Origin of the sequence: Bifidobacterium sp. ESL0798 (assembly GCF_029395415.1) — a bacterium.
Classification (GTDB): Bacteria; Actinomycetota; Actinomycetes; order Actinomycetales; family Bifidobacteriaceae; genus Bifidobacterium.
Map to the genome: position 1 here is coordinate 486,037 of NZ_CP113914.1, position 13,671 is coordinate 499,707.

Annotated in this window: 7 protein-coding genes and 1 pseudogene; 2 read left to right on the plus strand and 6 right to left on the minus strand. The window is 58.9% G+C overall.

Annotated elements, in window-relative coordinates:
• Positions 1–95: 95 nt before the first annotated feature.
• Positions 96–4,163 carry a DNA-directed RNA polymerase subunit beta' gene (locus OZX74_RS01915; RefSeq protein ID WP_277156904.1) on the plus strand — a complete coding sequence of 1,356 codons (4,068 nt, stop codon included), beginning with the start codon at positions 96–98 and terminating at the stop codon, positions 4,161–4,163.
• 188 nt (positions 4,164–4,351) lie between these two features.
• Here the strand turns inward: OZX74_RS01915 and OZX74_RS01920 are convergent, their stop codons facing one another.
• On the minus strand, positions 4,352–4,768 hold the full coding sequence (locus OZX74_RS01920; protein WP_277156905.1) for a hypothetical protein: 417 nt from the start codon (positions 4,766–4,768) through the stop codon (positions 4,352–4,354).
• A 780-nt stretch (positions 4,769–5,548) separates the two neighbouring features.
• Here OZX74_RS01920 and OZX74_RS01925 point away from each other — a divergent pair.
• A complete protein-coding gene (locus tag OZX74_RS01925; RefSeq protein ID WP_277156906.1) occupies positions 5,549–6,157 on the plus strand; it encodes an FHA domain-containing protein in 609 nt (202 codons plus the stop codon).
• Positions 6,158–6,355: 198 nt separating this feature from the next.
• Here the strand turns inward: OZX74_RS01925 and OZX74_RS01930 are convergent, their stop codons facing one another.
• From OZX74_RS01930 to OZX74_RS01950, 5 genes and pseudogenes are all read right to left on the minus strand, one after another.
• The gene (locus OZX74_RS01930) at positions 6,356–7,024 is read right to left on the minus strand and encodes a hypothetical protein (RefSeq protein ID WP_277157381.1); all 669 of its coding nucleotides are present in this window, start codon (positions 7,022–7,024) and stop codon (positions 6,356–6,358) included.
• 164 nt (positions 7,025–7,188) lie between these two features.
• Positions 7,189–8,058 (minus strand): serine/threonine-protein phosphatase, encoded by an 870-nt coding sequence (locus tag OZX74_RS01935; RefSeq protein WP_277156907.1) that lies wholly within the window; start codon positions 8,056–8,058, stop codon positions 7,189–7,191.
• A gap of 2 nt (positions 8,059–8,060) precedes the next feature.
• Complete coding sequence (locus tag OZX74_RS01940; protein ID WP_277156908.1) at positions 8,061–10,796, minus strand: transglutaminase domain-containing protein; 2,736 nt, start codon at positions 10,794–10,796, stop codon at positions 8,061–8,063.
• Positions 10,793–12,079, minus strand: coding sequence for a DUF58 domain-containing protein (locus OZX74_RS01945; RefSeq protein ID WP_277156909.1), 1,287 nt, complete (start codon positions 12,077–12,079; stop codon positions 10,793–10,795). Before OZX74_RS01945 ends, OZX74_RS01940 begins: the two co-directional genes overlap by 4 nt.
• An 85-nt stretch (positions 12,080–12,164) precedes the next feature.
• Positions 12,165–13,103, minus strand: a pseudogene (locus OZX74_RS01950) (MoxR family ATPase); the annotation flags it as partial.
• Positions 13,104–13,671: the final 568 nt, after the last annotated feature.

Genomic DNA, 13,671 nt, shown 5'->3' on the forward strand with positions numbered 1-13,671 from the left:
TGAAGAGCGTGGCTTGACGAATGAAAAGCGCCAAGCCACGGCAAGCCGGAGAAAAATAATCGTGATTGTTATCAATTGGAAGACAGGACAACATAGTGCTGGACGTCAACGCATTTGACAAACTGAGGATCGGACTCGCCACTACCGAGGACATCCACAAGTGGAGCTACGGCGAAGTCAAGAAGCCGGAAACCATCAACTATAGAACTTTGAAGCCCGAGAAGGACGGCCTGTTCGGAGAGCAGATCTTCGGACCGACCCGCGACTGGGAGTGCGCCTGCGGCAAATACAAGCGCGTGCGTTTCAAGGGCATCGTCTGCGAACGCTGCGGCGTGGAGGTCACCAAATCCCGCGTCCGCCGTGAGCGCATGGGCCACATCGAGCTGGCCGCGCCGGTCACCCACATCTGGTTCTTCAAGGGTGTGCCGAGCCGTTTGGGCTATTTGCTCGACATCGCGCCGAAGGATCTGGAGAAGGTCATCTACTTCGCGGCCTATATGGTTACGAGCGTCGATGAGGCGCAGCGCCAGCAGGATCTGCCGGATCTGCAGGACGAATTCGACACCGAGATCGCGCAGCTTTCCAAGCGCCGCGACAACGAGATCGAGGAACGCGCCAAGAAGCTTGAGGCCGATATGGCCGAGCTCGAGGCGAGCGGCGAAGCCAAGGGCAGCGCCAAATCCAAGATGCGCAACTCCGCCGAGCGTGAGATGGCGGCCATCCGCCAGCGTTACGACGATCAGGCCCAGCGTCTCGCCGCCGTGTTCGACCGCTTCAAGACCTTGAAGCCCGGCGACATGGAAGGCGACGTCGACCTGTGGCAGGAAATGTGCGACCGCTACGGCGACTATTTCGAAGGCTCCATGGGTGCCGAAGCTATTCAGAAGCGTCTGCGTGACTTCGACCTCGAAGGTGCCGCCAAGCAGCTTCGTGAAGAGATCGACACCGGCTCCGGCCAGCGCAAGGCCCGTGCCCTGAAGCGCCTGAAGGTCGTCAACGCCTTCCTTACCACGGACAACAAGCCCGAGGCGATGGTGCTTGAGGCCATTCCGGTCATCCCTCCGGATCTGCGCCCGATGGTGCAGCTTGACGGCGGCCGTTTCGCCACCTCCGACTTGAACGACCTCTATCGCCGCGTCATCAACCGCAACAACCGTTTGAAGAGGCTCATCGAGCTCGGCGCCCCCGAGATCATGCTCAACAACGAGAAGCGCATGCTGCAGGAAGCCGTCGACTCCCTGTTCGACAACGGCCGTCGAGGACGGCCGGTCACCGGCGCTTCCAACCGTCCGCTGAAGTCCCTGAGCGACATGCTCAAGGGCAAGCAGGGCCGTTTCCGTCAGAACCTGCTGGGCAAGCGTGTCGATTATTCCGGCCGTTCCGTGATCGTCGTCGGTCCGTCGCTGCGCATGCACCAGTGCGGTCTGCCCAAGCCGATGGCCCTGGAGCTCTTCAAGCCCTTCGTCATCAAGAAGCTTGTGGACCAGAACTACGCGCAGAACATGAAGAGCGCGAAGCGTCTGGTCGACCGTCAGGATTCATCCGTCTGGGATGTGCTCGAAGACGTCATCAGCGAGCATCCGGTGCTCCTCAACCGTGCGCCTACCCTGCACAGGCTCGGCATCCAGGCCTTCGAACCGATTCTGGTCGAGGGCAAGGCCATCCACCTGCCGCCGCTCGCTTGCGCCGCGTTCAACGCGGACTTCGATGGCGACCAGATGGCAGTCCACCTGCCGCTGAGCGTCGAGGCGCAGGCCGAGGCCCGTTCCTTGATGATGGCTTCCGACAACATCCTGAAGCCGGCGGACGGCCACACCGTCACGATGCCTTCTCAGGACATGATCCTGGGTCTCTACTTCCTCTCCACCGTCGTGGACGGCGCCAAGGGACAGGGCCGCGTGCTCGGTTCTCCCGAGGAACTGCGCATGGCCGTCGACCGTCATGATGTCGACGTGCAGGCCAAGGTGCTCGTGCGCCTGCCCGAGGACTTCGTGCTTCCCAAGGATTGGGAGCCGGCCGAGCTCAAAGTCGTCGACCCCGAGCCAGGCAGCCCCGACGTGGTCAAGGAAGAGCGTTTCAAGGACGGAACCGTCCTCTTCGCCACTTCCTACGGCCGCTTGAAGTTCAACCAGACCCTGCCTGTCGACTACCCGTTCATCAACGAGCAGGTCGCCAAGGGCAAGCTCTCCACGATCGTCGACGACATCGCCACGCGTTACTCCACCGCCCAGGTGGCCGCGACGCTGGATGCCCTGAAGGATCTCGGCTTCACCCGCGCCCCTTGGTCGGGCGTCACCATGTCCTTCTCCGACATCGTCGAGCCGCCGGAGCGTCTTTCGATCATCCATGACTACGAAGGCCAGGCCGACAAGGTCAACGACCAGTACGACATGGGTCTGTTGACCGAAGAGGAACGCCGTCAGGAGCTCATCAACCTGTGGACCGAATGCACCGACAAGGTCGCGGACGCCATGCGTGACAACTTCAAGGACGACAACAACGTCAACATCATGGTCCAGTCCGGAGCCCGAGGCAACTGGATGCAGATCCGCCAGATCTCCGGTATGCGTGGACTTGTGGCGAACCCGAAGGGCGAGATCATCTCCCGCCCGGTCAAGTCCAACTACCGCGAAGGCCTGTCCGTCTTGGAGTACTTCATCTCCCAGCACGGCGCCCGCAAGGGTCTGGCCGATACCGCACTTCGTACCGCGGAATCCGGCTACCTCACCCGTCGTCTCGTCGACGTGGCTCAGGAGGTCATCGTACGCGAAGAGGATTGCGGCACCAAGCGCGGACTGCCGATCAAGATCGCCGACCGCGACGAAGACGGTAATCTCGTACTCGTTAAGGCCGCCGATGGTGGCCCGTATTCGCGTCTGTTGGCCGATGACGTCATCGATCCCAAGGACGGCAAGACCGTGCTCTACAAGCGTGGAGACGCCATGAGCATGGACGTGTTGCGCGATATGGTCGCCCACGGTGTCGAAGAGGTCAAGGCGCGCAGCGTTTTGACCTGCGAGTCCAAGCGCGGCGTATGCGCGAAGTGCTACGGCTGGTCGCTGGCCACCAATCGCCTGGTGGATGTCGGCGAGGCCGTCGGCGTCGTCGCGGCACAGTCCATCGGCGAGCCTGGTACGCAGCTCACGCTTCGTTCCTTCCACTCCGGCGGTGTCGCTTCCGCTTCCGACATCACCCAGGGTCTTCCCCGTGTCACCGAGCTTTTCGAGGCGCGTACGCCTAAGGGCGAGGCGCCGATCACGGAGTACCCGGGCACCGTCAAGGTCGAGGATTCCGACCACGGCCGTACGGTCACGCTGACTCCAGACGATACCAGCATCGAGCCGATCACCTACCCGGTGACCCGTCGCGCTCCGCTGCTGGTCAAGGACGGCGACCACGTCGAGGTCGGCACCCAGCTGATCGAAGGCTCCGTCGACCCGAAGAAGATCCTTCGCATCCTCGGCCCCCGTGCGGCTCAGGTCAGTATCGTCGAGGGCGTGCACGATGTGTACCGCTCCCAGGGCGTGGATATTCACGACAAGCACCTCGAGGTCATCGTCCACCAGATGCTTCGCCGCATCACGGTGATCGATTCAGGCACCACCAATCTGCTGCCCGGACAGCTGGTCGATCAGGCGAAGTTCCGTGACGCCAACATGCAGGCGGTCAAGGAGGGCGGCAAGCCCGCTGCCGGCCGTCCCGAGATGCTCGGCATCACCAAGGCCTCGCTGGCCACCGATTCCTGGCTTTCCGCCGCTTCGTTCCAGGAGACCACCCGCGTGCTTACGGAGGCCGCGCTGGAGCAGAAGTCCGACGAGCTCAAGGGCTTGAAAGAGAACGTCATCATCGGCAAGCTCATCCCTGCCGGCACCGGCCTGGCGCGTTATCGCAACGCGACGGTCGAGCCCGACAAGGCCATCCGCGACACCATCTACCCGAACTTCGGCTTGGGTGGGGACGCGTCCTCCGAGTTCGGCGACGGCGGCATGGACGATATGGACTTCTCCAATATCGACTTCGGCGATCTGAAGCTCGGCGATGATTTCAATCCCGATGACTTCCTCAACGATCAGGGCGGAGCCAGCGATCTGAACGGCGACACCGATTTCACTTCAGGCGCAGATACTGGAGCCGACGATTCCGGCTCGCAGGTCTCTGGTTGATGTGAATGCAAGGCAGTCTGATAAGTAGCGTCTTTTCCTAAGTTTTAAAGGGTCTTGTTCTTTTACTTTTTTGCATACAAGTGGTAAAAGAACAAGACCCTTTAATCTCAGTTTGGTCTTTTAAAAGTTTTAGCCGATTTTCATATTCTCTTGAAGAAGATGACGGCTAGCCGGATAATGCGATGATATCAGTGTTGATTAATGATGTGAATGCCAGCTGTAGCAAATATTACATTAAAGATGACGACTGCAATCATCAATGATACTATAAGAATGATGCTTGGATGCATCAGACGAGTTATTGCCCAGAATACGATGAAAACAGTGAATAGATATGTTCCCCAAAAAATCGAGAGCCAACAAATGATTCTCAACTGTCTAAGGATGCCAGACTTGCTTTGATTTGTTAGTAATGCATAAAGAAGATTAAGCATTACTATCGACAAAGCGGCAGTTGCAACAGATATAACTAATAAGGAAATGCTAATTAAAATTCTGGTTTTTGCAACCTCTGTCCAAGCGTTTATCGATTCGGTGATTGAATCCTGTGCAATAGCTGTAAGTAGGATAATTATGCACACAAGGATCGCTTGAATTGCAGTCATTGCGATCCTTGTAATTTTATCGTATTTCATACTGTAGTTTTATAAGAATACTGGAAAACGGTTTTTTGCGCCCAAGGATTTAAACTATCGTTGACTGTTCTGCTCACGGTCTGACCTGGATAGAAGCCGGGACCAAGAGAAGCATTGGAACATTGCCAACCAAGCACATCATTTCCGCCTCTTGTGTATTTGAAGCAGACCTGAATGACTCGTCTGGGTGTCACATAATAAGGTGACCTATAATCTTTTCCCAGATGCATATGCTTTTCCGGTGTACCAGAGTTGCATCTGCTCATTACTGGATGCATAGCTTGAACCAAAACGGAAATTTGTCAGAGAGCGGGTCATGCCGTGAGGGTCAAGCTCGACTTTACCGCTATGGACTTCCACACCGTCTCCTGCTGTGACGCGTACCCCATCGGGAGAGACATACGTGGGAGATAGGACATATTGGTCAGTCAGAGGTGGTTGTGGCGCAGAATCAGCTGCATTGGCACTTGGGGAGCCGTACCGATAACAAGAAAGACGGCTGCAGTACCTGTTGTAATAAATTTTAAGATACTTTTTTAACATTACAATCTCCTTTGATATTTACGCAATTGTTTTAATTGCATTGCGTAAATAAACCTTATCATCTGATATTTTTTATTAATATTGCTTTTTCATTATCTTCACAAAGTATATTGAGTTAGCGATTAAAGGGCTAAGTTTGTTGAATTTCGGAGAGATTTAATGATAGTTCTATCGAGAATGTTGCGGTTCTGCGCTACCATGGCCTCTATGAGCACTTTGCCTTTTCCGCCACCACCGGAGCTTGGTTGGTATGACGATGACGCTACAGTTGTATCCGCGAACCAGGCTGCGGCCGATTGGTCTGCCAAGGATCCAGGCACGGCCCAGACCTCGCAGACGCTCGTAGACGACGCTGCCGCGACCAGCAGGCCTGCCGTCGACGATACCTGGACTTCGGCCGCCCCGCAGACCAACAGCGATGGCGATATCGAGGACTGGGACGGCACGGTGTTATCCGCCGCGTTCATGTCTGAAAAGCCCAAGAAACGCTATCGGCTGCACAACGACGCCACCGGTCAGGATATCCTGCTTGACAAGAGCGCCCTGCTCGGCCGCAATGTTTCGGCCACCGTGCCTGAAGGCGCGATGTCCATCAGGCTCGCCGATCCGACGCGCACGGTTTCACGCAACCATGCGGCCATCAGCTATGACAAGGACGGCACGTTGTGGCTTGAGGACTATGGTTCACTCAACGGCACGTATATCATCGCTGGCGACCACGAGCAGCAAGTCAAGAACAGCCCGGTTCAGCTTTCGGCTCCGGTGACGTTGCGTATCGGCGACCAGTTCTTCAAGCTCACCGAGGTCGAGGATTGATTGGCCCTTTAGGGTGATGAAGTCCGTTCTTGGGCTTCTGCAATATATTAAATAACGAATAATGGATGTCCCGCTACCTGACGATTCAGTAGGGTAGCGGGACATCCATTATTTAATAAGCCATAATCTGACTCACCTGTTGCCGGGCCGGCACAAACCGGCCGACCATAAGCGACTTGGCCGGATCGGCCACAAGCACTATTGCCGCGTGGCAAGGGCTGCGTCAATGGCCGGGTCGTGCAGCTGGGCCAGCCAGTTCAGAAGCTCCGGGTAGGTGTTGGGGTTGCGTGCGAGGCATGGACGCAGCTCGGGGGCATACTGGGCGATGCTGGCGATGGTCATCTGGTCGGTGTTCGGGTCCAGTGCCTGCTCGGCGGTGTAACCGTATGCGTTCGTGGCGACGGGCATCTGCTGGTTGTAGCCTGTGGTGGCAGCGGTCGGTTGCTGGGCCGCTGTGTACTGGTTGGCAGCGGTGGTGGCAGCATACTGTGTGTTGGGGGCGGCGTACTGCCCGCTCGCGACCTGCTGATCGGCGATATAAGGCGCTGAAGCCTGCGGCTGCGCCTGTTGGCCGCCATAATAAGACGTGGCCGAAGTCTGGGCCGACTGTTGTGCCGTGGTCTGTTGGGCCGGTGCCTCTTGGGGCGAAACGCCGGCTTCGGGAACCTCGAAGCCCATGGACTTGAGGGTTTCGCGGGCGCGGTCATCGCCGAACTGTGCCAGCCAGCGCTTCAGCCCAGGATAGGCACGTGGGTTTGCAGCCACGTTCGCACCAAAATCGGGGTTTTCGTAAGCGACTTTCGCCAGCATGACCGGATCCGCTTCGGAATCCTGAACAATGGCGACGGCGGTGTCATAATCAACCATCTGCTTCACTTCTCTTTCTTATTGGATGAATCGCTCGACGTTCATCTGGCTTGTTGTTATTGATAGTTTACTGCTTTACTAATAAATGATTATATCGGTTCGTTTTCGTTATGTCGCGCGAATGGCGCACGAATGAAATAAAAAACGAAGAATTGATGGAAATTTTATGTATACAGGCTGTCATGCAGACTGTCGAGTGTGACGTCTCCGATGGTCTCCAGTTCCTCTCCGTTGTCGAGTTTGCTGGCGTGCCAAGGCTCATCGTATGGAGTACCGGGCCACACGTCGACGACGATGATCGTGATGTTGTCGCTTCCGCCGGCGTGCAGAGCGGCACGAATCAATGCTTCAACGGCAAGTTGCGGGTCGGGGTTCGCCTGGCTGATCGCTGCGATTTTCTTGTCCGATACCTCGGAATACAGCCCGTCGGAGCATACGATGAACCGACCGGTCGGCACCACCGCGTAGAAATCCGGCCTGATGCCCTGCGGGGCGCCGATGCACTGGGTGATGACGTTGCGCGGAATGGTCGCGTTGGCCATTTGCGGCGACATCAGCCCGGTATCGATGGCCTGTTGGCGTTGGGAATGGTCCTTGGTGACATGGCTGATCGAAGAGGCGACGGCATGGCCCTCGGTGTCGATATCGAAATGATAGGTGCGGGAATCGCCGACATTGATCACATACCATAGCGGTGCCTGCTCGTCGCCGTTGTTGCCGGGTCGGGAGGGGAGGATGATGCCGTTGGTCGTTGTCCCGGCGACCCCGCCCAGCTCCCGGCCCAGGTCGCAGACATCGTGCTGGGAGGCATTCAGTGCGGATTCAATGATGTGCCTTGATCTGACCGGTTCATTGGCGACTGACCTGAAGTGTGCTGCGGTCAGAGCGCTGGCACGTTCGCCGCCGACACCGCCGCCCATGCCGTCGCAAACCATGTAGACGCCGGGCTCATTGATTCCGGTGTCCTGGTTGTTGCGGCGCTTTCTGCCGATGTCGCTGCCCATGGCCACACGGATATGTGGATGCTCAGACATGATCAGCGGCCTTTCTGTTTGGCGGATTTATGTTTCGAATGCACACCTTTGAGTATAGACGCGCTCTTTGTCGCATTCGTCTTCGAGGTTTTGCGTGGCTTGGCGCCCGAGGCGTTTGCGGAAGCCGCCTTCCTGAACCGTTTGAGGTCGAAGTGCGGCACTTGGAAGACGCCCTTGAGCGAAAGCCGGGTGCGCAGGCGGCGCATACGGGGCTGATCGGCAAGGATTGCCTTGCGCATGGCCTTGACCCGCTTCCAATAATCCTTACTGGCGGCCTCTTCCGGTTGCTTGCCGGAGAAGGCGACCCAATCGGCCTCGCGCGAGAGCAACCTCAGCTGCTCGAGATCGATCGGATGGCTCTTGGCCGATGTCTCCATCTTCCTGGCTTTGGCCGCTTTCCTGGCTGCCTTTTTCGCCGTTTTTTCGGCGGCTTTTCGGGCCTTGCGGCTCGTCGTCTGTCCTGCCTCGGGAGCCATCAACGCTGCGGCCGAAGTGGCTGCCGCGTTTTCGGTTGCGGCCTTCAGGGCCTCGTCGATCTGGGCCGCCTGATGCCTGCGGGTGCCGGAGGTCTTGATACCGCTCTGGTCGGCGAGCATATCGATGGCCTTCCAGCCGGAGGCGATGCGCTGAGTGGAACTGCCCCGACGGGCCATGACGGCCAGTTGGATGGCTTTGATGAGCAGAATCAGCCCGCAGAGGATAAGGATGATCCACAGCGGACTGCCGTAGACGGCTACCTTTTGCGCCACCATGAGAATTTTCATCAGTGTGGCATTGCCGTTCTTGTCGCCTGCATCCGCACCGTCAAGCGAGGACTGGTCGCGGGCCTGGTTCTGGTCGTGCAGAGGGTCGACGAGCGGTACCGGCGGCTGGCGGACGAGTGTCTTCGGGTTCGGCGGCGTCAGATCTTGGTTCTTGTTCGGGGTCTTGGTCTCCTTCGGTGTGGGATAGAAAGGAACCCAGCCGTAATCCTTGAAGTTGATCTCGACCCAGGCCTCGATGTCGTTGCCGGTGAAATCGGTCTGTGTCGCGCTGTTCCTGCCATGCGAGGTGCGGGACTTGGAGATGTTGCCGTCCTTGTCTTTCGGGATGAAACCAAGCACCACGCGGGAGGGGAGGTTCAGCTCCCGGGCCATCATCGCCATCGCCGAAGCATACTGCTCGCTGTCGCCGACCATCGCGGTGCCCCCGAGCATGGAATCGATGCGGAAATTGCCGTGGCCGGGCAGTGAAGGGTAATCGCCGGCAAGGCCGTGCGAGAACCAGCCTTTGGTCTTCAGGGCGGTGGCCAGCGTCTGTGCGGTCGCGCCGTCGCTGGACTGTTTGCCGGTCAGTGACGGAGCAAGTTTGCTGGCGCTGTCGGGGATGTCCTTCGCCTCGGGTTGCGTAATGCGTTGGGCCTGGGCGTGGGTGATCTGCTGTTGGGTGGGCATATCGGCGATGACGCCGGATTCGGTGTAGGTCTGCCCGCCAAGTGGGGCATTGGCAACGATGGCGGAATGGGTTCCCGTGTTGTAGTAGAAATCCTGGCCTTTCAAACTGATCGACGAGGCATCACCCGCCAACGGCAGCCATTGTTCGGAGAAGCCTTTTCGTATCGTGAAGGTGGCCTTGAAATGTTCGCCCTGGGTCGTGTTGGCGATGGCGCTGCCGACCTTGCGGTAATCGGAGGAATCGCTGGCGTCGGTGGAATCCGAAAGGTTCCAGACATTGCCGTCGAAGCGGTCCATGACGGCAAGACGCACTGGCGTGCCCGCAGGAAGCCCGGAAACCGAAAGCAGTGTTTCCTTCTTGTGGTATTTTACGTAGGATCGCATGCCGCTTAAAGGACTGGTGTATTGGTGCGGGTCGAGCGGCGGGTTGTAACGGTCGCGCAGGGTGAGGCGGTGCTGGGGGACGATGAGGGTCGCGCCGAAGGCGAGACCGATGGCAAGAAGGATGATGATGGCCATGCTTATTGCACGATGGATGTCCAGCGACTGCCAGCGCCAGGCCAGCCAGATGACCAGCGCCAGCATGGCGACGATCGCGCAAGCAGGGCGCAACGTGCCGTAGGCGGTTCCCAACAGCGCGCTGACCGCGAGGTTCAACGCCAGCGGGAAAACGGTGATGAGGTTGATGCGCTGGCTTTCCGAAACCGCGAAAACGCCCGCGAGGAACGCCGTCCACAGATTGAGCGTCCACAGCGCCATCAGGCTGCCGTTGGCGCTTCCGAGCGGAGGGACCACGGCGATGACATATTTGAACGAGCCGAAGGTCTGCGTTAGTCCTTGGCTCAAGGTCTGCAGGCTCGGCACGATATGGCCGATAGTGGTGCCGTTGAGTGCGACGACAGGGCCGACGAGGAACTGGGCAAGGGCCAGAAAGACGATTTGCCACCAGAGCTTCAGCGCCGGATTGACACCGGCCAAGGCGATCAACACGCCAAGTGCCGCTGCCGGGACCGCCGCCATCGCCCAGACCGGGATGTTGCCGTAGACATCGATGAGATTGGCGGCATTGAGACACACGGCGACCAGGACAAGCAGGGCGCCGATGGAGGCGGTGGTCCAAGGACGATGAACGGTGACGAATATCTGACGTTGGCCGTTGCCGGTGGCGGTCAGCGCGATCGGTGCCCGGGTCGTGCTCGCCCACGTGCCGGTGGTGCCGGTGAAATCGGGAAGGGAAGTCCGATCGGGGGTTTTCGACCGGCTTGCCGCATTGAAAGCATTGCGTATAGGATTGGTGCCGCTCATTTCAGCGCCTCCATAATCACCGGAAGGTCGTCTAGTGCTGAAAGCGTGGCCAGGGTGAAATCATCGTATTGATGGATGGCATTGCCGGCTATGGGGTCGATTTGCAGCATGACGCAGATGGATTCCCGGTTCAGTGCGGCCGCGATACGGCGGAGGCGTTCGAGTCTGGCGCCGGAACCGACCACGAAGAAATAGAACGAGGCCGCGGGGCTTGTCTTCAACGTGGTGAGCGCGAGATTCGGGTTTTCGTCCATATCCGGCTTGACCCCGCTCATCCAATCGAGGAACGGCATGGCCCCACGCGCAATCAGGGAATCGGAGGAGGCTTGTACGGCCAGCGGACGGCCTTCGACCAGGCATTCGGTGCCGATAGAGGCGGCGGTGCTGACGGCCAGCTCGAACTCGTCTTCGGTCGAATAGTCCGTAGGGTTGACGCCAAGGGTGATGGAGGTATCGGTGCGTTTGGTCGCTTCGTATTGGCGGACCATCAACGTGCCGGTTTTCGCCGATGAAAGCCAGTGGACGTTACGCATGTCATCGCCGGGCCGGTATTCGCGTAACCCGTAGAAATCGAGGTCATCGTCGACCACCTGGCCGGAAGGACTGCCCTCAAGGTCTCGGAAGATGCCCGAATCGAGGGTGTTGAGGAAGACGGTTTTCGGATGGATGAAGACCTGCACCGACTCGGAAAGCGACTGTTCGTGACGTACGATGCCGAAAGGATCGCCCTTGCTGATTTTCAGCGGGCCGACCGGGAGGATCGCGCGTGAAGTGGCGCGGAACTCGACCTGTTCGTCCCTGGATTTGCCGGGCATCAAGGCGGGGATGCGGAAGTGCTGGTGCATCTCGCCCATCGGCAGGTCGCCCTGAACGCTTACCGTCGGGCTTTTGCCGGGGTTGGCGATATTGACGTCGACCCTGACCGAGTCGCCGACGGTGATGCGGTTGTCGGAAACGGACAACGCCGCATGGAATTTTGTATTGCCAAGCGACATCGCGATGCCGAGTGCCAGCATGACCAGTCCGATGATGCCGCAGACCAGCAGCTCATGCCATCCCAACGCAGGGAATGCCACGAGGCAGACCACTGCCATGCCCGTCACCGACCAACCAAGCGGCGAAACGTACGCGGTAAGCCATTCGGGCAGTTTCCTGCGCAAGACAACCAGATGGTGTCGCACCTTGAGCGATAACAGCGCAAGGCGGGTATTGCCCTGTATCAAACTGGGTTTGCGGCCCTTGAGTCCTCGAAGGCCTTTTCGGCCGTTGGTACTTGCCGCCATGGCCCCGTTGCGGCGAAAAGCGGGGGAACCGGGTGGCGTTGTGGGCGTTTGGTGTTGGGTTTGGGAGTTGTGCATGGCGTTGCTTTCAGGCCCCCATGGCAGGTGCCGGGACGGAATCGACGATTTCTGCGACGACCTGTTCGGCCGTTTCGCCCTTGAACGCGGTTTCGGCGTTCAAGATGATGCGGTGGGCGAGCACTGGTACGGCGAGGTCTTGCACGTCGTCGGGAAGCACGTAGTCGCGTGCGTCGGCGGCGGCCCAGATGCGGGCGCAGCGGGTCAGCGCCAAGGCCCCGCGCATGGAGGAACCGACGCGGAGTTTCTCGCTCAGTCTGGTGGCCTCGATCAGGCGTTCGATGTATTCGAGGATGCGTTCGTCGACGCGTACGTCCTTGGCGGTTTTGCGCAGCCTGATGATGTCGTCGCCGCTCAAAACTGCGGAAACGGTGTCGGCGCGATCGGTGATATCGATGTCCTTCAAGATACGGATTGATACGTCGTGGCCGGGGGCGCCGACGGAGGTCTTGATCAGGAAGCGGTCCATCTGGGCCTCGGGCAGCTTGTAGGTGCCAAGCTGTTCCAGCGGGTTTTGGGTGGCGATGACGATGAACGGCTGTGGCATCTGGTAGGTCTTGCCGTCAACGGTGGTCTTCTGCTCTTCCATGACCTCCAGCAGTGCGGACTGAGTCTTCGGCGAGGCGCGGTTGATCTCGTCGGCCAGGACGATGGAGGCGAAGATCGGGCCCTGACGGAACTCGAATTCGCTGGATTTCTGGTCGTAGAAGGTCACGCCGACCACGTCGCTCGGGAGCAGATCGGGGGTGAACTGGATGCGCTTGAACGAGGTGGCGATGGAATTGGCCAGGCCTCGGGCGAGCTGGGTCTTGCCGGTGCCCGGGTTGTCTTCCAGCAGCACGTGGCCGCCGACCATCAGGGCCGTGACGCACAGTTTGATGGGCTCGCTCTTGCCGACGACGACCTTGCCGATGTTGTCGACCAAGGCGTCGAAGGAACGCTTGAAATCGAGGATGGAATCCTTCGGGGGTTGGATGATGCCTGAAACCGGGGAGGCCGAGGCGTAGGGAGCCGAGAGCGAATCCACGCTGGCCTGGGACTCGGGGAGGCCTGCAACTGAATGTCGTTGGCGGCGAGAACGGTGTAAGACGTTGCTGACGGTGCTTCATATCCGCTTTGCGGGGCGTCTGCCGTATTGCCAGTGACGGGCGCGGGGCTAGTGGCGGCGGCCTCGGAAGTGGCCGGAGCCGCCGTATAGCTGCCATCGGTTTGGCCGTCCAATGTCGTATCCGACGGCTGTTCGCCGGCAATATCGGGGACTTGGTACGGTCGCCCGGCATCGAGGTGCTCAGCACGGTTTCCTCGGAGATCTCCTCGTCTTCGCCGATGCTGTGAATGGACCCGAGCACGGTGCTGTCGTCGCTGAGATCGCCGATATGTTGGGACTCCGACTTGCCTTCGGACCTGGAGCGTTCCGGCAACGAGGGGAACGCGCTGTGATGGCTGTTCATGGTGTCGTCGTTATTGTTGAATCTCGACTGATGGGTGGTATCGGAGATGTGTGTGGCATCCGAGAT